Raw genomic sequence first — 26,129 nt, forward strand, 5'->3', positions numbered from 1 at the left:
AGTCGGTTCGGTCATCATGCATCGGGTCGGCTTTCGAAGAAGAAGCACTCGGGCAGGATCGCTGGGGCAATGTAGTCGATGTCCTTGGTCGACACACCGCAGGCAAAGAAACCGTCGCGCCAATGCCGGACAACATCGATAATCCGATCAATTTCCTCGCGCGCCTCTTCCGCCGGCAAGCCGAAACGCCCCGCCTGCGACAGGAGGTTGTAGATGCTGGCCGTGCGACCGTAGTCGCCGACGGTCAAGGCCAGGTCCCGCCTCTCCAGGCTCACTACGGGCGCGGGCACTAGATCGTAGGCCGGCGACAACCGCCATCCCTTTTGCCTGCGCAGCAGGGCGTGGTTGCGAGGGTGATCGTCGTTGTTGGTCACGGCAGCGTTGAAGACCATCCGCCTGAAGAGTTCGGCGCAATCAGCTTCTGGCTTGTCAGACCATCGGCGCAAGTTGTCGGCCAGCAGCGGATAAGACCAACGATCTCGGTCCAGGTGGCTGTCGCCGCAGTCGAGCACGGTCAGGCCACTGACGAGACCGAAACGCAGGTAACCCTGGTCGGTGTAATCGCGATCGAACCGCTGCAACATCAGCACGTCACTCTCGCCAACCGCCTCCAGCCGGGACTGTGTGACGTTCAGGCCGCATCTCCGAGCCAAGTCCAGCGTCGCAAATTCGACCCGCTGCAGATTGAAGCGGTCATCTCTGGCAGGAAACTTGCCGAGCCAGAGACTTTGCGCGTCCTCGATGGTGGCCTTCGGCCGCGCACCACCCATGCTGGTGCCAGGATCGAGCTGTTCGAGCAGATGGGCGGCCACTGGGCGGCCTTCTTCGATCGCCTGCGTGGCCGCGATCAACTCGGCGAACTGGTGCGTGCGGTTGTACTGGCGCTTGGGCGCGGGTGGTTCGGCCTTCAGCCCAAAGCTCAGGTACCCTGCCCCATCTTGCGGACCATGGAGCAAATAGTCGATTTCCTGGAGGTCAGCCGCGCTGCGCTCGAGCTTGTGCTCGATCACCCGCCGCCCCCAGGCGTCGGGACCCGCGTCTCGAACCGCGCCGGGAATCCCCTTGAGCTGGGTGAACTGGAAGACTTCCTTGGCAAGAGGCAGCTGAAACGGATCGAGTGCCACCGCCTCTTGGCGCTGAAGGTAGCGGTCGCCGTAGCGAAACCGCCCTATTTGCGTGCCGTCGGGCAGCGTCTGCACCCTGAGCAGCGCTGCTGGCACTGTTTCCAATGTGCCGGGCAGCTGAACATAAACATAGGCTTCTCGCTCAGAAGTCATAGTCGTCGCTCGCGTTTCGGGCCTTGCTCGCCCGTGTGGGGCGGCGCGACGCTTCGAGCGCCTTGCCGTGGAGATCGCTGTCGGGATCGGCAACAGCGTCCAGCGACTTGTCCAGGCCGAGTGCCCACAGTACCGTGAAGCACACGCCAACCGCCGTACCCGGCTTACCGAGTTCCAGCGCCGTGAGGGTGTTTCGATTGATGCCCGCCTTGCTGGCGAGATCGGCGACCGACCAGTTGCGCCGAATTCGCGCCACCCGGATGCGCTGACCCAGCTGGGCAACCTGCTCGGCGGCTTGCCGTGGAATCGCGAATTTGCTCATTAAATTAGGCATTAACTTTAGTTAATGCCCACTATATTAGAATTTTCTCGCATGGTGTACAAGCTGGGTAGCGAAGCTTGAAGCCGAACTGAGCGACGGCCGGGCATTCATCCTCGACGCGAGCACCCGTCCACGATAATGTGACAGCCCGCTCCTGCCTGCACCTTGGCAGCGCATGCGTCGGGTTTCATGGAACGCTTGCGCGTGGCGTAGCTTTCGAACTCGACAGGGCAAAAACCTACGCTGATCGGCGCACTGTAGCGGCCTGAGCGGGAGTGGTGACGAAGTCAAACGACACATCGAAGATCGCAAAAACATCAATGGAATCAAAGGCGTGCTGAAGAAAACCGAGCAAGATCAAGAGCTTATGGAAGCCCCGAAATCTGCGCACACGCCCATGATGGCGCAGTACAACCGCCTGAAGGCCGACCACCCCGACACCCTCCTCTTCTACCGGATGGGTGACTTCTACGAGCTGTTCTACGCCGACGCCGAAAAGGCCGCGCGGCTGCTCGACATCACGCTCACGCAGCGCGGCCAGTCGGCCGGGCAGCCGGTGGTCATGGCGGGTGTGCCGTTTCATGCGGTCGATGCCTATCTCGCTCGCCTCATCAAGCTGGGCGAGTCGGTCGCCATCTGCGAGCAGGTCGGTGAAGTGGGTGCGGGCAAGGGCCCGGTCGAGCGCAAGGTCATGCGCGTGGTCACGCCCGGCACGCTGACCGATGCCGAACTGCTCAACGACAAGACCGAGTCGCTGCTGCTGGCCGTGCACGCCGGCCCGCGCAACACCTGCGGCCTGGCCTGGCTCAGCGTGACCGGGGCGGCACTGCATCTGGCCGAATGCCCGGCGGACGCGCTCGAAGCCTGGATCGGCCACGTCGCGCCGAGCGAACTGCTCTACAGCGCCGAGGTCACCCCCGCCTTCGAGAACCGCCTGAAGGCGGTGCGCGCGGCCACGCCCGTCACGCTGTCGGTGCGGCCCGCGTGGCAGTTCGACGGTGCGCTGGGCGAGCGCAAGCTCTGCGAGCAACTCGCCAGCGCCAGCCTGGCCGCCTGGGGTGCCGAATCGCTGGGCAGCGCGCACGCCGCGGCCTCCGCGCTGCTGGGCTATGCCGAACACACACAGGGCCGCGCCCTCTCGCACGTGCAGCAACTGGCGGTCGAGCGCGACGGCGAGCTGATCGAGCTGCCGCCGGCCACCCGGCGCAACCTCGAGCTGGTGCAGACGCTGCGCGGCGAGGAATCGCCCACGCTGTTCTCGCTGCTCGACACCTGCATGACCGGCATGGGCAGCCGACTGCTCAAGCGCTGGCTGCTGTCGCCGCGGCGTGATCGCAGCCAGGCGCAGGCGCGGCTCGACGCCATCGACGCGTTGCAGGCGACCCCGCCGGGCACCACCGTCGCGCCCTGGCGGCGGCTGCGCGAACAGCTCAAGAACACCAGCGACGTGGAGCGCATCGCCGCGCGCATCGCGCTGCGCCAGGTGCGCCCGCGTGAACTCGTCGCGCTCGGGCTCGCGCTGGGCAAGGCCGAACAGTTCGCGCCCGCGTTGCCTGAGGGCGCAGCGCTGCTCGCGCAAATGGCCGCCCAGATGCAGCCGCCGCCCGGCTGCGCCGAACTGCTGGCCACCGCCATCAAGCCCGATCCGTCCGCGCTGGTGCGCGATGGCGGCGTGATCGCCACCGGCCACGACGCCGAGCTCGACGAGCTGCGCGCCATCAGCGAAAACTGCGACGACTTCCTGCTGCAGCTCGAAGTGCAGGAGCGCGCGCGCACCGGCATCCCGAACCTGCGGGTGCAGTTCAACCGGGTGCACGGCTTCTACATCGAGGTGACGCAGAGCGCGCTCGCCAAGGTGCCCGACAACTACCGCCGCCGCCAGACGCTGAAGAACGCCGAACGCTTCATCACGCCCGAACTCAAGGCGTTCGAGGACAAGGCGCTGAGCGCGCAGGACCGCGCCCTGGCGCGCGAAAAGTGGCTCTACGAACAACTGCTCGACGCGCTGCAGCCGCACGTCAACGCGCTCACGCGGCTGGCCGGCGCCATCGCCGCGCTGGACGCGCTCTGCGCGCTGGCCGAACGCTCGCACACGCTGCACTGGAAGGCACCTGTCTTCGTCGCGCACCCGTGCATCGAGATCGCACAGGGCCGCCATCCGGTGGTGGAGGCGCGGCTGGCCGAGAAATCGTCCGGCGGCTTCATTGCCAACGACGCGAACCTGGGGCCGCAGCAGCGCATGCAGGTCATCACCGGCCCGAACATGGGCGGCAAGTCCACCTACATGCGGCAGATCGCGATCATCGTGCTGCTGGCCTCGATTGGCTCGCACGTGCCGGCGGCCGCCTGCCGGCTCGGCCCGATCGATGCCATCCACACGCGCATCGGCGCGGCCGACGACCTGGCCAACGCCCAGTCGACCTTCATGCTGGAGATGACCGAGGCTGCGCAGATCCTGCACAGCGCCACGGCGCAATCACTGGTGCTGATGGACGAAATCGGCCGCGGCACCAGCACCTTCGACGGCCTGGCCCTGGCAGCCGGCATTGCGGCCCACCTGCATGACCGCACCAAGGCCTTCACGCTGTTCGCCACGCACTATTTCGAGCTGACCGAGTTTCCGGCGGACCACCGCTGCGCGGTCAACATGCACGTGAGCGCAACCGAGAGCACGAAGAACGGGGGGCGCGATATCGTCTTCCTGCACGAAATGCAGCCCGGCCCGGCGAGCAAGAGCTACGGCATTCAGGTGGCGCGGCTGGCCGGCATGCCGGCTGCGGTGGTGAACCATGCACGCCAGGCGCTGGAGGCACTGGAAGCCCACCAGACCGAGGCCCGCGCGCAGGTCGACCTGTTCGCCGCGCCGCCACCCGAGGCCCAGGCGCAGATCAGCGCCGTAGAATCGGCCTTGGCCGCACTCGACCTCGACGCGATGAGCCCGCGAGAGGCGCTCGAAGCGCTCTACAAACTTCAAAAACTGAACGCGCGCGAACGCGGCTGACACCGGAACCCCATGACTTATTGCGTAGGCATCAAACTCAACGCCGGCCTGGTGTTCCTGTCGGACTCACGCACCAATGCGGGCGTCGACCACATCAGCACCTTCCGCAAGATGATCGTGTACGAGCAGCCTGGCGACCGCGTCATGGTGCTGCTGTCGGCCGGCAACCTGAGCATTTCGCAGTCGGTGCGCGAGATTCTGCAGATCGAGGAGCTGCGAGAAACCGAAGACAGCCCACCCATCACGATCTGGAACGCCAAGAGCATGTTCGACGCTGCGCGCGTGCTCGGCTCGGCCGTGCGCCATGTGTACGACCGCGATGCCGAGGCGCTCAAGCACGCCGGGCTCGACTTCAACGTCTCCTTCATCTTCGGCGGCCAGGTCAAGGGCGAAGGCATGCGCCTGTTCCTGGTCTATTCGGCCGGCAATTTCATCGAAGCCACCAACGAAACGCCCTACTTCCAGGTGGGCGAGTCGAAGTACGGCAAGCCCGTGCTCGACCGCGTGCTCACACCCGAGACCCCGCTGGACGAGGCCGCCAAGTGCGCGCTGGTCTCGATGGACTCCACCATGAAGTCCAATCTCTCGGTCGGCCTGCCGCTGGACCTGGTGGTGTACGAGGCCAACCAGCTTCAGACCGACAAGATCGTCTGCATGGACGCCAACAACCCGTACTACCAGATGATGCACAACAGCTGGGGCCAGAAGCTGCGCGAGGTGTTCGACAGCATCGACGACCCCGTGTGGGATGGTGGCGAGACGGCGCATCCGCTGATGCAGCCCGCGCTGCGGCACCCGCCACTGCGCAAGATCTCGACCCCTGAAGAAAAGCTCATCTGACCCCGTGGGCTCGCTTTCGCCCATCGTCTTCTCGCACGGCAACAGCTTTCCGGCGAGCACCTATCGCGTGATCCTCGACAGCCTGCGCATGCGCGGTTTCGAGGTCGACGCGATCGAGAAATTCGGCCACGATCCGAAGTACCCCGTCACCGACAACTGGCCGCACCTGGTGCAGCAGCTCGCCGACTTCGCGAAGGCGCGCGCAGCGGCAGCGGGTGGCCCGGTTTTCCTGGTCGGGCATTCGCTGGGCGGCTTCCTGAGCCTGATGTGTGCTGCCCTGCATCCGGAACTCGCACGCGGCGTGCTGTTGCTCGACTCGCCCCTCATCGGCGGTTGGCGTGCCAACACGCTGAACCTGGTCAAGCGCACCCCCCTCATGCGGCGTGTGTCGCCCAGCGTCGTGAGCCGCCGCCGACGCAACAGCTGGGAAGACCGCGAAGCGGTACTGGCGCACTTTCGCGAGAAGAAGGCGTTTGCGCGCTGGGACGCCCAGGTGCTGCGCGACTACATCGAACACGGCACCTTCGACAGCGAGGACACCCGCGCCCTGGCCTTCGATCGCCTGGTGGAAACCGCGATCTACGACACCCTGCCCCACAACCTGGCAGGGCTGTTGCGCGCGCATCCGCTGCAGTGCCGTGCCGCCTTCATCGGCGGGCGCCAGTCGGTCGAAATGCGGCGCGTGGGCATGGCGATGACCCTGCAGGTCACCAAGGGCCGGGTCATGATGCTCGACGGCACCCACCTGTTCCCCATGGAAAAGCCGATCGCCACGGCGGCGGCGATCGAGGCGTCTTTGCGCAACCTGCTGGCCTGAGCTACTCCGCCCAGACCACCAACCCGCTCCACGCCGTCGCGAGCACGACGATGCCGAAGGCGATGCGGTACCAGGCGAACGGAATGAAATTGTGGGTGCTGATGTAGCGCAGCAGCCAGCGCACGCACAGCCACGCGCTCAGGAACGAGAACAGCAAGCCGACCGCGAACAGCGGCAGGTCTGCCATCGACAGCAGCGCGCGCTCCTTGTAGAGGCTGTAGATGGCCGCACCGATCAGCGTCGGTATGGCGAGGAAAAAGGAGAAGTCGGTGGCGGTCTGGCGGCTCAGGCCGAGCAGCATGCCGCCGATGATGGTCGAGCCGCTGCGGCTGGTGCCGGGGATCATGGCGAAGCACTGGACCAGCCCGACCTTGAGCGCGTCCAGGGGTGTCATGTCATCGACGTTCTCGACCCGCACCGAACCCGGCGGGCGCTTTTCAGCCCACAGGATGATGAAGCCACCAAGGATGAAGGTGCTGGCGACCACGGTCGGAATGAACAGGTGCTCCTTGATGACCTTGCCAAACAGCAGGCCCAACACCACGGCTGGCAGGAAGGCGATGACGATGTTCAACGCCAGGCGGCGCGCCTTGGGTTGCCGGGGCAGCGCCACCACGGTGGACTTGATTTTCTGCCAGTACACCAGGATCACCGCGAAGATCGCACCGGTCTGGATGGCGATGTCGAAGACCTTGGCCTTGTCGTCATCGAACCCGAGCAACGATCCGGCCAGGATCAAATGCCCGGTGGATGAGATGGGAAGGAACTCGGTGAGCCCCTCCACGATGCCCATGATGGCGGCCTTTACCAGCAAAACGATATCCACGTGAACTCCTTGTAAGAGCAGGGATTATGGCGAGCGAAAAAGTCAGTCGGCGTTCAGGAACCGCCGGGCACGCCCGTTGCCGTGCCATCCGCGCCGTCCAGGCCCTGCCAGCCGCCCCCCAGCCCCTGGATGAGGGACACCGCCGCCGTCTGCCGGCTCAACAGCACTTGCAGCACCGTGCGCCGCGCGCTGAGCGCCGACGCCTGGGCAGTGACCACGTCGGTGTAGCTGACCTGGCCGGCGCGATAGCGGTTGAGCATCTGCTCCTCCGTGCGATCGGCTGCGGCCGAGGCTTCGCGGCGCAGCACCTCCTGCTGCGCCAGGCTGGCAGTGGACGTCAGCTGGTCTTCCACGGCCTGGAAGGCAGTGAGCACGGTCTGGCGGTACTTCGCCGTCGAGGCGTCCATCGCGGCACGGGCCGCGTCCACGCGCGCGGCGATGGCACCGGCGTCGAACAGCACCTGCGCCGTCGACAGCCCGAAGGACCACAGCGTGTTGGACGCACTGAACAGGTCCGACACCCGGCTCGACGAGCGCCCGAGGGAGGCGCTCAGGCTCAAACTCGGAAAGTACGCCGAGCGCTCGATGCCGATCTGCGCATTGGCTGCCGCCACCGCGCGTTCGGCCGACGCAATGTCGGGCCGGCGTTGCAACAGCGTCGAGGGCACACCCAGCGGCACGGCCGGCACCACCGGCTGCCAGGTGGCCAGCGCCGGCAGCTGGAAGTCGGCCGGAGCGGCACCGATCAACACGGCGATCGCATGCGCGAGCGTGTCGCGCGTGCCTTGTGTCGACACCCGGTCTGCACGCGTATTGACCAGCGTCGTCTGCGCCTGCAGCACGTCGCTCTGCGGCGCGATGCCCGCTTCGTAGCGGTTGCGGGCAATGGTCAGCGCACGCTCATAGCCCTGGATGGTGGCGTCCAGCAGGGCGAGTTCCGCATCGGCTTCGCGCAGCGAAAAGTAGTTGCTGGCCAGGCTGCCCTGCGCGGACAACCGTGCGGCGGCCAGGTCGGCCTGGCTGGCCTGGGCCTGGGCCTGGGCGCTGCTGACCGTCAGCTTCAACCGGCCCCAGACATCGGCGTCCCAGCTCGCGTCCAGGCTGGCGCTCGCGCTCCCGGTGGCCGTGCCGGCCGTGCGATTGCCGCTGCGCGTCGAACTGCCCGACAGCGACAGGCTCGGAAACAGCGCCGCGCGATCTTCGCGCACCAGGGCCTGCGCCTGCGCGTAGTTGGCCACTGCGGTGGCAATGTTCTGGTTGGAAACTTCGACGCGCGCCGCCAGGGCATTGAGCTGGGCATCGCCGAACAGCGTCCACCACTCGCCGCGATCGAGTGCGTCCGCGGGCGCGGCTGGCAGCCAGCCTACGGCCGCGGGCGCCTCCTTCCAGGCCTGGGGCGATGTCACGGTCGGGCGTTCGTAGGTCGGGCCGACCGCGCAGGCACTGAGCGTTGCGGCAGCGACCACCGACAGGAAAACGGCATGCAGTCGGCAGGCCTGGGGATGTTTCATAAAGCTCTTGCCAGGTGATGTTCGTTGGGGGCTTGGCGGCGCAGCTTGTCCATCAGCACGTAGACCACGGGCGTGGTCAGGAGCGTGAGCAGCTGGCTGGCGATCAGGCCGCCGATGATGGCCACGCCCAGAGGCTGGCGCAGCTCCGCGCCCTGCCCGAAACCGATGGCCAGCGGCAAGGCGCCCAGCGCTGCGGCCATGGTGGTCATCAGGATCGGCCGAAAGCGCAGCATGCAGGCCTCGCGCACCGCTTCGGCGGCGCTCAGGCCGCGCGCACGCTGGGCGTCCAGCGCGAAGTCGATGATCATGATCGCGTTCTTCTTGACGATGCCGATCAGCAGGAACACGCCGATGAGCGCAATGATGGAAAAGTCCATGCGGAACAGCAGCAGCGCGATCACCGCGCCCACACCCGCCGACGGCAGCGTGGTCAGCACGGTGATCGGGTGGATCAGGCTCTCGTACAGCACGCCCAGCACGATGTAGATCACCACGATGGCCGCCAGAATCAGAAACAGCTGCTGGCCTTGCGAGTCGGCCGCACTGGCCGCTGTACCGCTGAAGCTGCCGCGCACGTTGATCGGCATCGCGATGCCGGCCGTCGCCTGGTCCATGATCGTGCGCGCGTCGGCCAGCGTGGCGCCTTCGGCCAGGTTGAAGGACAGCGTGCTCGACAGCTCGCCACCGTCGTGCGAAATCGAACTGGGCACGGCGCGCTCGCTGAGCGTGGCCACGGTCGACAGCGGCGTCATCGTCGTCACGCTGGTGCTCACCGGCGAACCGGTGGAGGCCCCCCGCAGGCCCGGATTCGCGGACGTGGTGGTCACCGTCGTGCCCGTGGCCGTGGTGGGCGAGGTCGGCAGGTACAGGTCCTTGAGCGCGACCGGGCCCTGCATGTAGCGGGGCGACCATTCCATGATGACCGAGTACTGGTTGAGCTCGTCGTAGATGGTCGCCACCGAGCGCTGGCCGAAGGCGTTGTAGAGCGAGCTGTCGACCGCGCTCGACGTGATGCCCATGCGCGATGCGCTGTCGCGATCGACGGTCACGAAGGTCTCCACGCCGTTGTCGGACTGGTCGCTGTCGATGTCGGTCAACAGTGTTTCCTGCTTGAGCCGATCGGCCAGCTTGCCCGTCCACAGGCGCAGGTCCTTGATGTTGTCGGCCTTGAGCGTGTACTGGTAGGTCGAGTTGCTCGATCGCCCGCCCATGCGCAGGTCCTGCACCTGGCCCAGGAAGACGCGCAGGCCTGTGAGCCTGTCGAGCTTGGGGCGCAGGCGTGCGATGACGGCCGCGCTGCTTTCAGCGCGCTCGCCCACCGGCTTGAGGTTGACGAACATGAAGCCGCCACCCGCGCGGCTGCCGCCCGCGAAGCCCACGACCGTGTCGACGGCCGGGTCGGCACGCACGATGTCCACGGCCTGCTTGAGCTTCTCGCCCAGCGCGGTCGACGAAATGCTCTGGTCGGCCCGCAGGCCGCCGTTGAGCTGGCCATTGTCCTGCTGCGGGAAGTAGCCCTTGGGCACCTTGACGAACAGGTAGGCGTTGAGCCCGACGACCGCCAGCAGGATCAGCACCACCAGTGCCTTGCTCGCCAGCGCCCAGTCGAGGCTGCTCTCATAGCGCGCGAGCATGAAGTCGTAGCTGCGCTCGGCCCAGCGCACCGGCCAGGCCGAACGGCGCACAGGCGCCTGGGGGTCGGCCTTGGGCTCCGCGCGCAACAGCCAGGCGCACAGCATCGGCGTGGTCGTCAGCGAGATCACGAGCGAGATCAGCACCGCCGCCGACAGCGTGACCGCGAACTCGCGGAACAGCCGCCCGACCTGCCCTTCCATGAACAGCAGCGGAATGAACACCGCCACCAGCGACAGGCTGATCGACAGCACCGTGAAGCCGACCTCGCGCGCACCGCGCAGCGCCGCGTCCACACGGTCCATGCCGTCCTCGATGTGGCGCATGGTGTTCTCCAGCACCACGATCGCGTCGTCGACCACGAAGCCGGTCGCCACCGTGAGCGCCATCAGGCTCAGGTTGTTGAGGCTGAAGCCCAGCAGGTACATCACGCCGAACGTCCCCAGCAGCGACACCACGGTCGCCACCGCCGGCACGATGGTCGCGCGCGCCTTGCGCAGGAACAGGCCGACCACGAGCACCACCAGCACGATGGAGATCATGAGCGTGAACTCCACCTCCTTGAGCGACGCGCGGATGGAATTGGTGCTGTCGGACGCCACGTGCAGCTCGATGTCCTGGGGCAGTTGCGCGCGCAGCTCGGGCAGCAGCGCACGCACGCTGTCGACCGTCTCGATGATGTTGGCGCTGGCCTCCCGCGTGATCAGCACGATGATCGCGGGCTGGCCGTTGAAGAGGCCCAGCGTGCGCCGGTTCTCCACCCCATCGATCACGTTTGCCACGTCGCTCAGGCGCACGGCGGCATTGTTGCGCCAGGCCACCACCATCGACCGGTAGTCGGCCGCGGCACGCGAGGGCTGCGAGGTATAGATCTGCAGCCGGCGGCCCTCGCCCTCGATCGCGCCCTTGGGCCGGTTGGCAATGGTCGCCTGGATGGCTGCGCGCACGTCTTCCGTGCTGATGCCGTACTTGTTCAGCGCAAAGGGCAACAGCTCGACACGCACCGCCGGCAGCGAGCCCCCGCCGATTTCGACGTCGCCCACGCCCTCGACCTGCGACAGGCGCTGGCTCACGATGTTGGAGACAGCGTCGTAGATCTGCCCCGGCGTCTTGGTCTTGGACGTGAGCGCCAGGATGATGACCGGCGACGAGGCCGGATTCGCCTTGCGATAGGTCGGGTTGCTGCGCAGCGTGGCCGGCAGGTCCGCACGTGCGGCGTTGATGGCGGCCTGCACCTCGCGCGCGGCGCCGTCGATGTTGCGGTTCAGGTCGAACTGCAGCGTGACGCGGGCCGAACCCGTCGAGCTGGTCGACGTCATCTCATTGACGCCGGCGATGGTGCCCAGGCGCCGCTCCAGCGGCGTCGCCACGCTGCTGGCCATGGTGTCGGGGCTCGCGCCCGACAGGCTCGCCGACACCGAGATGCTCGGATAGTCGACCTTGGGAAGCGGCGACACCGGCAGCACGAAATACGCCGCGATGCCTGCCAACGCAATGCCGATGGTCAGCAGCACCGTGGCAATCGGCCGCTCGACGAAGGGACGCGACAGGTTCACGCGCGGGACTCCTGCGGCGCGCGTTTCGGGCCGAAGCGCCGACCCAGCCTGTCAAAGGCCAGGTAGATGACCGGCGTGGTGAACAGCGTCAGCACCTGGCTCACGATCAGCCCGCCGAAGATCGCCAGGCCGAGCGGCCGGCGCAGCTCGGCGCCCTCGCCGAAGCCCAGCATCAGCGGCACCGCGGCGAACAGCGCGGCCAGCGTGGTCATGAGGATCGGGCGAAAGCGCAGCAGCGCGGCCTGGTGGATCGCCTCCAGCGGCGTCTTGCCCTGCTGGCGTTCGGCTTCGATGGCGAAGTCGATCATCATGATCGCGTTCTTCTTGACGATGCCGATCAGCAGGATGATGCCGATGATGCCGATCACGCCCAGGTCGTTGCCCGTGACCATCAGCGCGAGCAGCGCACCCACGCCGGCCGAGGGCAGGGTCGACAGGATGGTCAGCGGATGCACGTAGCTTTCATACAGCACGCCCAGCACGATGTACACGCAGATCACCGCCGCCAGGATCAGCCAGAGCTGGTTCGAGAGCGATTTTTCGTACGCGCCCGCTGCACCCAGGAAGGTCATCGAAACGCCCGCGGGCAGGCCGATTTCCTTGGCGGCCTGGCGGATCGAATCGACCGCGCGGCCCAGCGACACGCCATCGGCCGTGTCGAAGCCGACTGTGGCCGCCGGGTACTGCGCCACGTGCGTGATCTGCAGCGGTGCGAGCTGCTCGCGGATGGTGGCCACCGCCGACAGCGGCGTTGCCGTGCCGGCGCCGTTCTTCAGGTTGAGCGTGCCGAGTTGCTGCGGTGTTTCGATCGAATCGACCGCAGCCTCCAGGATCACCCGGTACTGGTTGGTCTCGGTGAAGATGGTCGAGACGATGCGCTGGCCGAAGGCGCTGTAGAGCACGTCGTCGACCGCGCTGGCCGTGATCGACAGGCGCGAGGCGGTGTCACGGTCGATGTCGATGAAGGCCGACAGGCCCTGCGCGCCCGCATCGCTGGTCACGTTGCGCACCTGCTTGACGTCCTGCAGCCGGGCCGTGAGCTTCTTCACCCAGGCGGTCACGCTGGCGGAATCGACGCCCTCGACCGACAGCCGGTATTCGGTCGGCCCGGTCTCCGCATCGATGGTCAGGTCCTGCGTCGGCTGCAGGTACAGCTTGACGCCGGCCACCTGCGCCACCCGCTCTCGCAGCCGGTTCATGGTCGCTTCCTGCGAGCCGCGGTCGGCCTTGAGGTTGATCAGCAGCCTGCCGGTGTTGAGCATGGTGTTGTTGGCCGCATCCACGCCGGTGATGGAGCTCAGGCTTTCGACCTCCGGGTCTGCCAGCACAGCGCGCGCCGCCGCCTGCTGCAGCTCGGCCATGCGCGCATACGACACGTCCTGCGCGGCCTCGATGCGGCCCTGCAACTGCCCGGTGTCCTGCGTCGGGAACAGGCCCTTGGGAATCAGCACGTAGAGCAGCACGGTGAGCGCCATCGTGGCCAGCGCGACCACCAGCGTCAGGCCCTGGCGGCGGAACACCCATTGCAGCCACACGTCATAGCGCGCAATCACACGGTCGAAGAAGGCCTGCACCTTGCCCCCCAGGCCGCGCGTCGCGTTGTGCGGCTCGCTCTTCAACAGGCGCGCCGACATCATCGGCACCAGGGTGAGCGACACCACCGCCGATATCAGGATGGTGATGGCCAGCGTCATCGCGAATTCGCGGAACAGACGGCCCACCACGTCGCCCATGAAGAGCAGTGGAATGAGCACGGCGATGAGCGACACCGTCAGCGAGATGATGGTGAAGCCGATCTGCGCGGCGCCCTTGAGCGCGGCAGCGAACGGCTTTTCGCCCTCTTCCAGGTAGCGCGAGATGTTCTCGATCATCACGATCGCGTCGTCCACCACGAAACCGGTCGCGATGGTCAGCGCCATCAGGCTCAGGTTGTTCAGGCTGTAGCCCAACAGGTACATGAGCCCGCAGGTGCCGATGAGCGAGATCGGCACGGCCAGGCTGGCGATGAGCGTGGCCTGCCAGCTGTGCAGGAAGAAGAAGATCACCAGCACCACCAGCAGCACGGCCAGCAGCAGCTCGATTTCCACGTGCTTGACCGACGCGCGGATGCCCGTGGTGCGGTCGCTGAGCACCTGCACGTCCAGGTTGGCCGGCAGCCCGGCCTGCAGGGCAGGTAGCTGCTTCTTGATGGCATCGACGGTGGCGATCACGTTGGCGCCCGGTTGGCGCTGCACGTTCAGGATGATGGCCGGGGTGAGCTGCCCGGTCGTGCCCGACCACGCACCCAGGCGCGTGTTCTCGGCGCTGTCGACCACGCGCGCCACGTCGGTCATGCGCACCGGTGCGTTGTTGCGGTAGGCAACGATCAGGTTCCTGTAGTCGTCGGCGGCCACGAGCTGGTCGTTGGCGTTGATCGTGTACGAGCGCTGCGGGCCATCGAAGCTGCCCTTGGCGCTGTTCGCGTTGGCGTTGGAGATGGCCGTGCGCAACGTGTCCAGGCCAATGCCGTAGGCCGCCAGCGCCTTGGTGTCGGCCTGGATGCGCACCGCCGGGCGCTGTCCGCCCGACAGCGACACCAGCCCCACGCCCGAGACCTGGCTGATCTTCTGCGCGAGCCGCGTGTTGACGATGTTCTGCACCTCGGTCAGCGGCATCGAGGCCGAACTGATGGCCAGCGTGAGCACCGGCGCATCGGCCGGATTCACCTTGGCGTACACGGGCGGCGCAGGCAGGTCGGCCGGCAGCAGCGAGTTCGCGGCATTGATGGCCGCCTGCACTTCCTGCTCGGCCACGTCGAGCGTCTCTGTCAGGCCGAACTGCAGCGTGATGACCGACACGCCTGCGGCGCTGGTCGAGCTCATGCGGCTCAGCCCCGCCATCTGGCCGAACTGGCGCTCCAGCGGCGACGTCACCGTGCGGCTCATCACCTCCGGGCTGCCACCGGGATACAGCGTCTGCACCTGGATGGTCGGGTAGTCGACCTGCGGCAAGGCGGACAGCGGCAGGAAGCGAAAGCCCACGAAGCCCGCGAGCACGATGGCAACCATGAGCAGCGCGGTCGCGACCGGCCGCTCGATGAAGGGACGTGAGGGACTCAAGACAGCGCCCTCATTCGCCCTGCGGCGGCCGACGGCGGCGCTCGCCCGCGGGGCCGGAGGCGGCATCGCGCGGTCCCGAGGCGCCACGGCGTGGGCCCGAGGCACCGTTTCGTGGCCGCGCGCCGGGCGCGTCGGTGGCCAGCTGCACGCTCGCACCGTCCTTCAGGCGGTCGCCGCCTTCGGTGACGACCATCTCGCCATCCTTCAAACCACTGGTGACCACCACCGACTCCACCGTGGACTCGCCGCGCTTGACGTCGCGCATGCTCACCGTGCGGTCCTGGTTGATCACATAGACGTAGTTGCCGGTGCCCGAGGTGCGCACCGCCGTCACCGGCACGGTCACGGCGCCGTCGATCGTGCGCAGCAGCAACTGGACGTTGACGAACTGGCTGGGGAACAACGTGGTACCTGCATTGGCGAAACGCGCCTTGGCCTTGACCGTGCCGGTGGTCGTGTCGACGGTGTTGTCGAGCGTGGAGAAAGTGCCCGTGTCCAGCACGGTCGCCTTGGTGCGGTCGAGCGCGGTCACGCTGAGAGTGGCGCCAGAGCGCACGCGGGCCTCGATGTCGGGCACGCGGTCTTGCGGAATGGAAAACTGCACGTCGATCGGCGTGATCTGGGTGATGGTCACGATGCCGGTGGTCGCGCCCGCCGCCACATAGTTGCCGGCGTCGACGGTGCGCAGCCCGACCCGGCCGCTGACGGGGGAGGTGACGCGGGTGAATTCCAGGTTCAGGCGGGCCGTGTCTTCGGCGGCCTTGTCGGTCAGCACGGTGCCTTCGAGCTGCTTGACCAGCGCGGCCTGCGTGTCGACGTCCTGCCGGGCGATCGAGTCCTGGCCGAGCAGCGTGCGGTAGCGCTCCAGCGTGACGCGCGCCGCATCGAGCTGCGCGGCATCGCGGGTGCGAGCGCCCTGGGCCTGCATCAGCGCCTGCTCGTAGGAGCGCGGGTCGATGCGCGCGAGCACGTCGCCCTTGCGCACCATCTGGCCTTCGGTGAACAGCACCTCGGTCATCACGCCCGAGACCTGCGGACGCACGGTGATGGTGGTGACCGGCGTGACGGTGCCCAGGGCGTCGAGCTTCACCGGAATGTCGGCCCGCTTGGCGACCGCCATGCCGACGGTGACCAACGCACCCCCGCCCTGGCGCGGGCCGCCTGGGCCACCTGGGCCGCCAGGCCCCCCCGGTCCGCCGGGGCCGCCCGGGCCGCCGGGTCCACCCGGACCCCCGGGCCCTGCCATGCCCGCCGACATGGCAGGCGGACGGTTGACGAGATACCAGGCGCCAGCGGCCACGGCGGCGAGCACGAGCAGGGCGACGATGCTGCCGACCCAACGACGCCGGCGGCGCGGTGGCGGCGAGGGCGTCAAGGACGCAGACGGGGACTGCGGCGGCGCGTCGGGCGCGGGGGTCGGGTTCTCGGGCGGGTGGGGGTCCATGCGGCAAATCCTGGGAGAAAACGGCGCAGTGTGGCGCCCTGGGCCGGATCGTAGCTTGCCAAAGTGCGCGGATTGCGACTGCCGATGCAGCTTGCCGTAAACCCTCTGTAAAGCGCCGCCCGCTCGCCCGGCCCGGCTGCACTTCGCGCCGCGCTTTCGCATTTCATCGCATCGGGGTCGTTCGCGCCGGCAATTTCCCACACAGTCGCGCCATCGACTTTCATCTCGCCCTTGTGCATTCTTTCGGAGAACACACCATGCTGCTTCAAATCGTCGCTCACACGCCCACCTGGGTCTTCGCCGTGTTCGCACTGCTCATCTGGCTGGGCAGCAAGCAATGGATCGGCGGCAGCGTCGGCTTGGTCCGCGCCACGGTCGTGCCACTCGCAATGGCCGTTTTCTCGCTCTACGGCGTGGTCTCTGCCTTTGCCGCCACGCCCTCGGCGCTCATCGGCTGGGCTGCTGCGGCGGCGGTGGGATTGCTGCTGGTGCTGCAGCGCCGGCTGCCCGACAGCACACGCTACGACGCGGCCCGCCGCAGCTTCCACGTCGCCGGAAGCGCGGTGCCGCTGGTCCTGATGATGGGCATCTTCTCCACCAAGTACGTGGTCGGCGTGCAGCTGGTCATGCATCCGGAACTCGCCACCCACCTGAACTTTGCGCTGGCCATCGCCACCCTGTATGGCGCCTTCGCCGGTGTCTTCACCGGCCGCGCCGTGCGCCTGTGCAGACTGGCGCTGCGTGCCCCCGCCCGCATCGACGGCCAGGCAGCCTGACCCGCTGCCCCCTTACCGGAGACGGCCATGAACCCGCGCAAAACCCACACCCCCCTCACCCTCGACATGCTGGCGCGCCGCCGTGCCAAGGCCAAGCTCGGCTGGTTCGTCCATGCCACCGTGTACCTCTCGGTCAATGCGGTGCTGCTTGCCCTGTCGTTCGCCCATGGCCGCAGCTGGGCCTGGTTTCCGCTGCTCGGGTGGGGCCTCGGGCTGCTGCTGCACGGCGTCGCCGTCTGGGTGCTCGCACCGGGCGGCAACCTGCTCGAGACCATGGTGCAGCGGGAACGCGCCAAGCTGGGCGCACGCGCAGGAGATCCGCGGTGAGCGGGCGTTGGCTGCGGGCCGCCGTGGTTTGGGCCATGGCGGCGGCGGCCACGGGTGTCGCCACTGCCTCGACAGGCGTCGCCGTGCTGCCGTCGCCGCCTGGCAGCGGGCCCGTCACGGTGTTCTATCCGAGCGATGCCGCGCCGGTGCGCGTCGAGCGCGGCCCCTTCGTTTTACAGCTTGCGCCCGGTGCGCCACCCCTGCCGGGCAACGGGCGGCTGATCGTCATGTCGCACGGTTCGGGTGGGGCGCCGTGGCCGCAAGCAGACTTGGCGCAGGTGCTGGTCGCCGCAGGGTTCACCGTGGCCATGCCTGAGCACGCCGGAGACAACTGGCACGACATGAGCGATGTCGGCCCGGTGAGCTGGGCGCACCGGCCACAGGAGGTGTCGCAAGCGATCGATGCGATGGCCGCCGACGCACGTTTTGCACAGCGCCTGGATTTCCAGCAAGTGGGGGTCTATGGCATGTCCGCGGGTGGCCTTGCCGCGCTGACGCTGGCCGGGGCACGCTGGTCGCCCGCGCAACTGGCGCGGCATTGCGACGCCCACCTGAGCGAGGACTTTCCGGGCTGCGTCGGACTGGCGACCACGCTGGACGGCGGCGTGCTCGACCCGCTCAAGCGGGGCATCGCCCGCAGCGTCATCCGCTACAAGTGGGCCGGCGACACCGAATGGCGTCACTGGGACGAACCCCGCATTGCCGCCGTGGTCGCCGCCGTGCCGATGGCTGCGCCCATCGACCTGACTTCTTTGGCCCATCCTCGCGTGCCCCTGGGCCTCGTGCGCGCCGGTCACGACGCCTGGCTCGCGCCGCAATGGCATGTGGACGCGGTGCGCGCCGCATGCAGTACCTGCGTGCTGGTCGCCGACATGCCCGAAGGCGGCCACGGCTCCGTGCTGGCGCCGCAACCCGTGGGTCTGTCGCCGCGCGCTGCAGCGCTCCTCAACGACCCGCCCGGCTTCGACCGGGCCAGCCTGGGCACCGTTTATCGTGCGATTGCCGACTTTTTCGTGAAGAATCTCGCGCCATGAACTTCCTTTTGCTCCTGCTCAAGCTTTCGGTGGTCACCGTGCTGGCGGCGTCGCTGGTCGAGGCGCTGGTGCTGAGCTGGCGCCGGGGGCGAGCGGGCTACGACTGGAAGGCCGCGGGCATCTCCCTCATCGACTTCCTGGTGCGTGAATACCCCCTGCGATGGCTGCTGCCGCTGGCGTTCTTCACCGGTGCCATGGACTGGGTCTACGCGCACCGGCTCTGGACGCTGCCGATGGACCACTGGACCGGCTGGGTCGCCTGCTTCGTCGGCCAGGAGTTCTGCTACTACTGGTACCACCGCGCCGCGCACCGCGTGCGCTGGTTCTGGTGCACGCATGCGATCCATCATTCGCCGAACCAGTTGAACCTGTCGGCCGCCTACCGCTTTGGGTGGACGGGCAAGCTGACAGGCACGCTTCTGTTCTTCACGCTGGCACCGCTGCTGGGCATGCCGCCTAAGGTGATCCTGCTGATGCTCACGCTCAACCTGCTCTACCAGTTCTGGATCCATGCGACCTGGATACCGAAGCTCGGACCGCTCGAATGGGTGCTCAACACACCTTCGGCGCACCGCGTGCACCATGCGTCCAACATCGAGTACCTCGACGGCAACTACGGCGGCGTGCTGATCGTCTTCGACCGCCTGTTCGGCACCTACATTCCCGAGCGCAAGGAGGTGCCCTGCCGCTACGGGCTGGTCACGCCGATCCACGGATACAACCTGCTCGAAATCGAATTCACGCACTGGCGGGCGCTCTGGCGCGACCTGCGCGACGCGCCGTCGCTGGGGGTGGCATGGAACTACCTCGTCAAGCCGCCCGGCTGGCGGCACGATGGCACCAGCCAGACCACCGCCGACCTGCGGGCGCGCACCGGATGACGATCCGCTGGCAGGACGCCACGCGTCACTATCTGCAGGTGGTGGCGGCCTGCTGCGCGATCGCGGTGCTGACCAACATGATCTGGCCGCTCAAAGGCTATCTCCCGCAACTGGGCTACGCGCTTTCCGTGGGAACCATCAGCTGGATGGTGATCGAGTTCGGCCGTTACCTGGTGCCCGAGCGCCACTGCCGCCGCGCCAGCCACGGCGGTCGTGGCTGGCCCCAGGGTTGGCGCGGCCTGTTGCTGACGGCGGTGTCCATCGGCCTGGGATTCATCGGCGGTCAGCGCTTCGGCGACCTGTTCTGGAGCAACGGGCTGGTCAACTCGCCGCGCGACGACGAGATCAGCCTGACCATCACCATCCTTGCCGGCGCAATCATCAGCTTCTATTTCCACAGCAGGGGCCGGGCCGCGGAACTCGTCGCATTGAAGAATGCAGCGGAGCGCAGTGCCAGCGAGGCCAAGCTCAAGCTGCTCGAAACCCAGCTTGAACCCCACATGCTCTTCAACACGCTGGCCAACCTGCGTGTGCTGATCACCACCGACCCACCGCGTGCCGTGGCCATGCTCGACCGGCTCAACAGCTACCTGCGTGTCACGCTCACCGGCTCGCGCGCACTGGCACATCCGCTCGCGGCCGAATTCGAGCGGCTGTCCGACTACCTGGAGCTGATGTCGGTGCGCATGGGCAAGCGCCTGCGCTACACGATGGAACTGCCCGACGACCTGCGCCAGGTGCCGGTACCGCCGTTGCTGCTGCAACCGTTGGTGGAGAACAGCATCCGCCACGGCCTGGAGCCCAAGGTCGAAGGCGGCGAGATCACCGTGCGCGCGCACCGCCACGGCGCGCAACTGGTCATTGAAGTGCTCGATACGGGCGTGGGCCTGGTCGACCCTCCTGGCAGTAGCAACCTGGGCATTGACGGCGATGACATGGGCGGTGGTGGCTTTGGCAGCAGCGGCTTTGGCATCACCCAGGTGCGTGAACGGCTGAGCACCGTCCACCAGGACCGCGCGCATCTGCAACTGTCGCGCCGCGTGGGCGGCGGCACCGCCGCCACGCTCACGCTGCCGCTGACCGAACAGAGCCCCCCGCCATGACCTTCACCGCCCTCATCGCCGAAGACGAAGCCCTGCTGGCCCAGGCGCTGCGCGCCGAACTCGCTGCCGCCTGGCCCGCGCTGGAGGTGGTCGCGACGGTGGGCGACGGCCTGAGCGCGGTGCGCGAGGCGCTGCGCCTGCTGCCACAGGTGGTTTTTCTCGACATTCGCATGCCTGGCCTGGACGGGCTGGGTGCCGCTGCAGAACTTGCCGACCGATGGCCGATCGACGAGGCGCCCATGCCGCAACTCGTGTTCGTGACCGCGTACGACGAATACGCTGCGCGCGCCTTCGACGCTCAGGCGATCGACTACGTGCTCAAACCCGTGCAGCCCGCGCGGCTGCAGCGCACCGTGACGCGCCTGCAGCAGGCGCTGGCGGGTGCGCAGACGGCAAAGTCACCGGACGAAGTGCTGGCAAGCACCCTGGCGCAGTGGCGCCAGTTGCTGGCTGCAGCAGGGGGTGCGCTGCCGGCGGCTGCCAGCCATCAGGGCGCAGTTCCCCTCAAGTTCATCGCCGCCAGCGATGCGGGCGCGTCAGGCGCGGTCGTGCGGATGGTGCCGGTCGATGAGATCCAGTACTTCGAGGCGGCCGACAAATACGTGCGCGTGTTGACCGTGGGGCATGAATACCTGATCCGCACGCCGCTCAAGCAGTTGTTGCCGCAGCTCGACACGCAGCTGTTCTGGCAGGTGCACCGCGCGGTGGTCGTCCGCAGCGATGCGGTCGAATCGGTGCACCGCGACGACATGGGCAAGACCCACCTGATGCTGCGCGGTCGCCCGGAGAAGATTCCGGTGAGCCGACTCTACGCGCACCTGTTCCGCGCGATGTAGGGGTCAGTTGGCGAGCTCCGCCGAAGGGGTGCGACGGCGCAGGCAAGGCCCGGTGGTCGAGCCTGTACCCGGCCTCGCGAATCAACGCCAGTCGCGACGGTGACCGTGGCCGTGGCGAGGGCCGTAGTCGCCCCGATAGCCTTCACGGTAGTAGCCGCGGCCCGGGCCGTAGTACGCCGGCGGCGGCGGCGGCGCGTAGTACACAGGCGCCGGACGGTAGTACCGCGGCGGGGGCGGTGCGTAATAAGCCTGCGGCGGCGGGCCATAGTAAGCGGGGCCACCGACGCCGACCACCACGCCTGGCACCGAGATGCCGACGGAGACGCCGACACCTGCGTTGGCCGAGGCCATGCCGAAAAGGCCTGCTGCAGCCACTGCACCGGCAGCAGCCATCTTGTAGAACGTTGAACGGGTCAGACTCATCGTGAACTCCTGAATCGGGCTGGAAGAGCCCATGGAACAATTAAACGCGTCAGGTGTTACTCAGGTTCGAGGTCTCCGGTGAAGTTCGTGAGGAGACGTAACGCGCAGAAGCCCCCGCCTAGAATCGCGGGATGACCTCTCCTGCAGACAAAGACGGCGCGAAAAACGCCGTGGCGCCCAGTAATTTCCTGCGCCACGTGATCGAAAACGACCTCGAAACCGGCATCTACCAAGGCCGACAGTGGGGCGGTTCGCCCGGCGACGCCCAGCACCATGCCAACGGCATGCCCGACCCGGCCAAGGTCCGCATGCGCTTTCCACCGGAACCCAACGGCTACCTGCACATCGGCCATGCCAAAAGCATCTGGCTGAACTTCGAACTGGCCAAGGAATACGGCGGCGTGTGCCACCTGCGTTTCGACGACACCAACCCGGAGAAGGAAGAGCAGGAGTACGTCGACAGCATCCGCGACGCGGTGAAGTGGCTCGGCTACGAAACCTACCTGGCCGACCGCCCCAGCGCGCCCGGCACGCTGCAGCCGCACGAGTACTTCGCCAGCGACTACTTCGACTTCATGTACCGCGCGGCCGAGTACCTGATCGAGAACGACCTCGCCTACGTCGACGAGCAGACGCCCGAGGAGATGCGCGCCAACCGCGGCGACTTCGGCAAAGCCGGTATCGACAGCCCCTTCCGTTCGCGGACGGTTCAGGAGAACCTCACGCGCTTCCGGGAGATGCGTGACGGCCAGCTCGAAGATGGCGCCGCCATCCTGCGCGCCAAGATCGACATGGCGAGCCCCAACATCAACCTGCGTGACCCGGCCCTCTACCGCATCCGCCGGGCCACGCACCACAACACCGGCGACAAGTGGTGCATCTACCCGATGTACACCTTCGCGCACCCGATCGAAGATGCGCTGGAGCAGATCACGCATTCGATCTGCACGCTGGAATTCGAAGACCAGCGACCGTTTTACGACTGGCTGCTCGACCGCCTGGCGGAAAAGAGGACGCTGCCTGACGGCACCGTCGTGGGCGGCCTCATCGCCAGCCCGCATCCGCGCCAGTACGAATTCGCGCGCCTGAACGTGACCCACGTGCTCACCAGCAAGCGCAAGCTGCGCCAGCTGGTCGAGGAAGGCCACGTCGACGGTTGGGACGACCCGCGCATGCCCACCCTCGCCGGCCTGCGCCGCCGCGGCTACACGCCCGAGGCGCTCAAGCTCTTCTGCGAACGCAGCGGCACCACCAAGTCCGCCGGCGGCTGGACCGACTACGCCGCCCTCGAAGCCGCGCTGCGCGAAACCCTCGACCCCATCGCCCCGCGCGCCATGGCCGTGCTCGACCCGGTGAAGCTCGTCATCACCAACTGGGGTGAACTGATGGGCGGCCCGAACAAAGATGAAAGTGTGCTCGACGACTGCACGGCGCCTGTGCACCCGCACCACCCCGAGATGGGCGAACGCCACTTCAAGATCGGCCGCGAAGTCTGGATCGAACGCACTGATTACGAAGACGTCCCGCCCAAGGGTTTCACTCGCCTGTTTCCGGCCTACACCAACACCAGCGGCCAAGCCATCGCGGCCAGCAAGGTGCGCCTGAAGTACGGCCACACCATCGAGTGCACCGGCGCTATGCGCAGCGCCGACGGCCAACTGCTCGAAGTGCAGGCCAAGCTGGTGCCCGACACCAAGAGCGGCACGCCGGGTGCAGACGCGATCAAGGTGAAGGGGAACATCACCTGGGTCGCCGTGGCGGATGCGGTGGCGGCGGAGGTGCGGTTGTATGAGCGGCTGTTTGCCGAGGCGCAACCGGGTGGTGGGGAACTGCTGGATGAACTGAACAAGAACAGCTTGGTGAAGTGCTCGGCGTTCGTGGAGCCTTCACTGGCGAATGCCGAAGGCGGGGCGGGGTTTCAGTTCGAGCGGCACGGGTACTTTGTGACGGACGCGAAGGTGGATGGCGCGGGGCAGCATGTGTTCAATCGTGCGGCTGGGATGCGGGACAGCTGGGGAAAGTAGCGATGCACCAGCAGTTCTGGGGTTGCAGCAACTATCTGCGCTGCAAATCCGTGTTAGTGAAGCGCTCGGCGTAGGCAGTCTTCACGGCACTGCAGACCGGCTTCATTCAACGATGACGCACGCCGCCGAACCATCACCCACCCAGCGCGCCGCATTCCGCAACGCCGCCGAACATCGGCCGGGCATCGGCCGCGATTGGCGCGACCCGATCATCGGCCTCGGCGCGCACGATGCGCGACTGTGCATCTTCGGGCGTAACCGGGGGCGCACGGAGGTGGAACGCGCCCTGCCCTTCGTCGGCAAAGGCGGGCAGCTCGAGGCCGAGGTGTTCTGGCTCAACACCGTCCCCTACAAGCATGGTCGATGGCGGTGAAGCGGCGCTTCCAGCCGCTGATGGCCGATCTGCTGATGAACACCTGGCAGAGCCACGGCGGGGAGCGCACGGTGATCGCGCTGGGACGCGAGGCGTTCTTATGGTTCGGCATCGCGCAAACCGCCGAGGTGCGCTGGGCGCTTGATGCCTTCTGAGCGCGGGGCGAGGCGCGCTACCGCGAGACGCTGCGCATCGACTATCAGCTGGGCGAAGCGATACACCCGATCACGCTGGCACCGCTGCCGCATTCTTCGCCGGCCAACGCGGTGTGGTCCTCGCGCTTTCCGGCGCTGATGGATGCCCGGTTGCGACAGTGCAGAGTCCTTGACACGCGAGTGTTTGCGATAAAATCTGACCTCTATAGTCAGACCACGGGTTTAGTATGCAAACATGGCAGATGCAAGACGCCAAGGCGCGCATGTCCGAACTCGTGAAGTCCGCGCAGACCCAGCCACAGGAGATCACGGTGCACGGCAAGTCCGTTGCGGTGGTGATCTCGCGCGGCACGTTCGACCGACTGTCGCAGGCACAGGGGTCGCTGGTGGATTTCATGCAGCGCTCGCCACTGTTTGACGCCGACGATGTGGTGTTTGATCGCGATATGAGCCTGACCCGCGAGACGGGGTTTTGAGCTACCTCGTCGACACGAACGCGCTTTCGGAACTGCGGCGCAAGGCGCCGGATGCAAACGTCGTGAGCTGGTTCGCCAAGCGACCGCCCGTGACCCTGTACCTCAGCGTGCTGACGCTGGGCGAAATCCGCAAGGGCGTGGAAGGCGCCGCAGACACAGCGCGCCGGCAGGCGCTGACGGACTGGCTCGAAACCGATCTGCCTTTGTTCTTCACCGGCCGGATTCTGAGCCTGGACGCCGCCGTTGCCGATCGCTGGGGCCGCCTAGTAGCAGAGGCGGGCCGACCGCTGCCCGCGATCGACAGCCTGCTGGCAGCCAGCGCGTTAGTACACGATCTGGTGCTGGTCACGCGCAACACCAAAGATTTCGCGGGACTGCCGGTGCAAGTCTTCAATCCCTGGACGGGCGATTGAATCGATAGCTGCCAGCCCCATCCCTACATTCCCTCTGCCCGAGCCACCCCGCACCGCCCTACGATTACCCCTCTTTCCTCAGCCAGGACATACCGCATGCCCATCACCCCAATCGATTTCGAACTGACCGCCAATGACGGCACCCCGATCGAGGCCCACCGCTGGCAAAGCGACGCGCCGCGCGCCATCGTGCAGTTGGCGCACGGCATGGGCGAGCATTCGCTGCGCTACCAGGCGCTGGCGGACGCACTCACGCAGGCCGGCTACGTGGTCTATGCGAACGAGCATCGCGGCCACGGCAAGGGCGCGGCCGCGCGCGATGCGTTGGGCGACTTCGGCCCGCGCGGCTTCCAGGGTCTGGTCGACGACATGGCGCTGTTGAGCCAGCACGCGCGCGAGGCGCATCCGGGCATGCCGTTGATCCTGCTCGGCCACAGCATGGGCTCCTTCGCCGTGCAGCACTACCTGACCCGTCACAGCGCGCTGCTGGCGGGTGCAGCGCTCTCGGGCACCACGGCGCTCGACCTGCTGGCCGCTGCCACGCAAGCCGGTTTCAAGCTGGAGGACCTCAACGACGCGCTGCCCGATGTGCGCACGCCCTTCGACTGGCTCACCCGCGACCCGGCGCAGGTCGATGCGTACATGGCCGACCCGCTGTGCGGCTTCACGGTCACGCCACAGAGCTGGGTGTCGATGTTCGCGGGCCAGGACGAACTGACGCCCGCAGCGCTGCGTTCGCGCGTCCGCCCGACGCTGCCGCTCTACCTCTTCATCGGCGACCGGGATCCGGTCAGCAACAACGCCGAGTGGTTCTACCCGCTGGTCCAGCGCTACCGCGAAGCCGGTCTGCAGGACGTGTCGTGCCATGTGTTCGGCGGCGCGCGCCACGAGACGCTCAACGAGACCAACCGCGACGAGGTGGTGGCCGTGCTGCTGGCATGGATCGCGAATGTGGTGCGCAAGGCCTGAAGCCTGAAACCTGAA

At 67.1% G+C, this 26,129-nt stretch carries 23 protein-coding genes; 15 read left to right on the top strand and 8 right to left on the bottom strand.

Annotated elements, in window-relative coordinates:
* Positions 1-14 precede the first annotated feature (14 nt).
* Both J2W36_RS07200 and J2W36_RS07205 read right to left on the bottom strand, forming a co-directional pair.
* Entirely contained in the window at positions 15-1,277 is a 1,263-nt protein-coding gene (locus J2W36_RS07200; RefSeq protein WP_307689012.1) for a type II toxin-antitoxin system HipA family toxin, read from the bottom strand.
* Positions 1,267-1,599, bottom strand: a complete 333-nt coding sequence (locus J2W36_RS07205; protein ID WP_307689013.1) for a helix-turn-helix transcriptional regulator — start codon at positions 1,597-1,599, stop codon at positions 1,267-1,269. The genes J2W36_RS07200 and J2W36_RS07205 overlap by 11 nt, the downstream gene beginning before the upstream one ends.
* A gap of 367 nt (positions 1,600-1,966) precedes the next feature.
* Between J2W36_RS07205 and mutS the strand changes: the two genes are divergently transcribed.
* Genes mutS through J2W36_RS07220 form a run of 3 tightly spaced genes read left to right on the top strand, consistent with a single transcriptional unit; the run spans position 1,967 to position 6,257 of the window.
* Positions 1,967-4,600 carry a DNA mismatch repair protein MutS gene (gene mutS / locus J2W36_RS07210; RefSeq protein ID WP_307689014.1) on the top strand — a complete coding sequence of 878 codons (2,634 nt, stop codon included), beginning with the start codon at positions 1,967-1,969 and terminating at the stop codon, positions 4,598-4,600.
* A gap of 12 nt (positions 4,601-4,612) precedes the next feature.
* Positions 4,613-5,440: a proteasome-type protease gene (locus tag J2W36_RS07215; RefSeq protein ID WP_307689016.1), complete on the top strand. Its 828-nt coding sequence runs from the start codon at positions 4,613-4,615 to the stop codon at positions 5,438-5,440.
* Positions 5,441-5,444: 4 nt separating this feature from the next.
* Positions 5,445-6,257, top strand: a complete 813-nt coding sequence (locus J2W36_RS07220) for an alpha/beta fold hydrolase (RefSeq protein ID WP_307689018.1) — start codon at positions 5,445-5,447, stop codon at positions 6,255-6,257.
* 1 nt (position 6,258) lies between these two features.
* Here J2W36_RS07220 and J2W36_RS07225 read toward each other — a convergent pair whose 3' ends face one another.
* Genes J2W36_RS07225 through J2W36_RS07245 form a run of 5 tightly spaced genes read right to left on the bottom strand, consistent with a single transcriptional unit; the run spans position 6,259 to position 16,324 of the window.
* Positions 6,259-7,083, bottom strand: coding sequence for an undecaprenyl-diphosphate phosphatase (locus tag J2W36_RS07225; protein WP_307689019.1), 825 nt, complete (start codon positions 7,081-7,083; stop codon positions 6,259-6,261).
* Between the two features lie 53 nt (positions 7,084-7,136).
* Positions 7,137-8,594, bottom strand: coding sequence for an efflux transporter outer membrane subunit (locus J2W36_RS07230; protein WP_307689020.1), 1,458 nt, complete (start codon positions 8,592-8,594; stop codon positions 7,137-7,139).
* On the bottom strand, positions 8,591-11,782 hold the full coding sequence (locus tag J2W36_RS07235) for an efflux RND transporter permease subunit (protein ID WP_307689021.1): 3,192 nt from the start codon (positions 11,780-11,782) through the stop codon (positions 8,591-8,593). The genes J2W36_RS07230 and J2W36_RS07235 overlap by 4 nt, the downstream gene beginning before the upstream one ends.
* Positions 11,779-14,880, bottom strand: a complete 3,102-nt coding sequence (locus J2W36_RS07240) for an efflux RND transporter permease subunit (RefSeq protein WP_307689022.1) — start codon at positions 14,878-14,880, stop codon at positions 11,779-11,781. The genes J2W36_RS07235 and J2W36_RS07240 overlap by 4 nt, the downstream gene beginning before the upstream one ends.
* A 10-nt stretch (positions 14,881-14,890) precedes the next feature.
* A complete protein-coding gene (locus J2W36_RS07245) occupies positions 14,891-16,324 on the bottom strand; it encodes an efflux RND transporter periplasmic adaptor subunit (protein WP_307689023.1) in 1,434 nt (477 codons plus the stop codon).
* 257 nt (positions 16,325-16,581) lie between these two features.
* Between J2W36_RS07245 and J2W36_RS07250 the strand changes: the two genes are divergently transcribed.
* From J2W36_RS07250 to J2W36_RS07275, 6 genes are read left to right on the top strand one after another with little or no spacing between them, the layout of a single operon-like run.
* The gene (locus tag J2W36_RS07250) at positions 16,582-17,100 is read left to right on the top strand and encodes a DUF6622 family protein (protein WP_307689024.1); all 519 of its coding nucleotides are present in this window, start codon (positions 16,582-16,584) and stop codon (positions 17,098-17,100) included.
* Positions 17,101-17,127: 27 nt separating this feature from the next.
* Positions 17,128-17,427, top strand: coding sequence for a 2TM domain-containing protein (locus J2W36_RS07255; RefSeq protein ID WP_307689025.1), 300 nt, complete (start codon positions 17,128-17,130; stop codon positions 17,425-17,427).
* Positions 17,424-18,461: an alpha/beta hydrolase family protein gene (locus J2W36_RS07260; RefSeq protein WP_307689026.1), complete on the top strand. Its 1,038-nt coding sequence runs from the start codon at positions 17,424-17,426 to the stop codon at positions 18,459-18,461. The genes J2W36_RS07255 and J2W36_RS07260 overlap by 4 nt, the downstream gene beginning before the upstream one ends.
* On the top strand, positions 18,458-19,342 hold the full coding sequence (locus J2W36_RS07265; protein ID WP_307689027.1) for a sterol desaturase family protein: 885 nt from the start codon (positions 18,458-18,460) through the stop codon (positions 19,340-19,342). The genes J2W36_RS07260 and J2W36_RS07265 overlap by 4 nt, the downstream gene beginning before the upstream one ends.
* Complete coding sequence (locus J2W36_RS07270) at positions 19,339-20,445, top strand: sensor histidine kinase (RefSeq protein ID WP_307689028.1); 1,107 nt, start codon at positions 19,339-19,341, stop codon at positions 20,443-20,445. The genes J2W36_RS07265 and J2W36_RS07270 overlap by 4 nt, the downstream gene beginning before the upstream one ends.
* Positions 20,442-21,281 carry a LytR/AlgR family response regulator transcription factor gene (locus J2W36_RS07275; RefSeq protein ID WP_307689029.1) on the top strand — a complete coding sequence of 280 codons (840 nt, stop codon included), beginning with the start codon at positions 20,442-20,444 and terminating at the stop codon, positions 21,279-21,281. The genes J2W36_RS07270 and J2W36_RS07275 overlap by 4 nt, the downstream gene beginning before the upstream one ends.
* A gap of 81 nt (positions 21,282-21,362) precedes the next feature.
* On the opposite strand, the gene J2W36_RS07280 is transcribed toward J2W36_RS07275, so the two are convergent.
* Positions 21,363-21,704, bottom strand: a complete 342-nt coding sequence (locus J2W36_RS07280; RefSeq protein ID WP_307689030.1) for a hypothetical protein — start codon at positions 21,702-21,704, stop codon at positions 21,363-21,365.
* 131 nt (positions 21,705-21,835) lie between these two features.
* Here J2W36_RS07280 and glnS point away from each other — a divergent pair, with 131 nt between their 5' ends.
* From glnS to J2W36_RS07310, 6 genes are all read left to right on the top strand, one after another.
* Complete coding sequence (glnS, locus tag J2W36_RS07285) at positions 21,836-23,728, top strand: glutamine--tRNA ligase (RefSeq protein ID WP_307689031.1); 1,893 nt, start codon at positions 21,836-21,838, stop codon at positions 23,726-23,728.
* 112 nt (positions 23,729-23,840) lie between these two features.
* Positions 23,841-24,101, top strand: coding sequence for a uracil-DNA glycosylase family protein (locus tag J2W36_RS07290; RefSeq protein WP_307689032.1), 261 nt, complete (start codon positions 23,841-23,843; stop codon positions 24,099-24,101).
* The gene (locus J2W36_RS07295) at positions 24,092-24,256 is read left to right on the top strand and encodes a hypothetical protein (protein ID WP_307689033.1); all 165 of its coding nucleotides are present in this window, start codon (positions 24,092-24,094) and stop codon (positions 24,254-24,256) included. The genes J2W36_RS07290 and J2W36_RS07295 overlap by 10 nt, the downstream gene beginning before the upstream one ends.
* Positions 24,257-24,483: 227 nt before the next feature.
* The gene (locus tag J2W36_RS07300) at positions 24,484-24,732 is read left to right on the top strand and encodes a type II toxin-antitoxin system Phd/YefM family antitoxin (RefSeq protein WP_307689034.1); all 249 of its coding nucleotides are present in this window, start codon (positions 24,484-24,486) and stop codon (positions 24,730-24,732) included.
* Positions 24,729-25,145 carry a type II toxin-antitoxin system VapC family toxin gene (locus J2W36_RS07305; protein WP_307689035.1) on the top strand — a complete coding sequence of 139 codons (417 nt, stop codon included), beginning with the start codon at positions 24,729-24,731 and terminating at the stop codon, positions 25,143-25,145. Before J2W36_RS07300 ends, J2W36_RS07305 begins: the two co-directional genes overlap by 4 nt.
* Positions 25,146-25,241: 96 nt before the next feature.
* On the top strand, positions 25,242-26,114 hold the full coding sequence (locus tag J2W36_RS07310; RefSeq protein WP_307689036.1) for an alpha/beta hydrolase: 873 nt from the start codon (positions 25,242-25,244) through the stop codon (positions 26,112-26,114).
* Positions 26,115-26,129 lie beyond the last annotated feature (15 nt).

The organism is Variovorax ginsengisoli, from assembly GCF_030811835.1.
GTDB lineage: Bacteria > Pseudomonadota > Gammaproteobacteria > Burkholderiales > Burkholderiaceae_C > Variovorax > Variovorax ginsengisoli_C.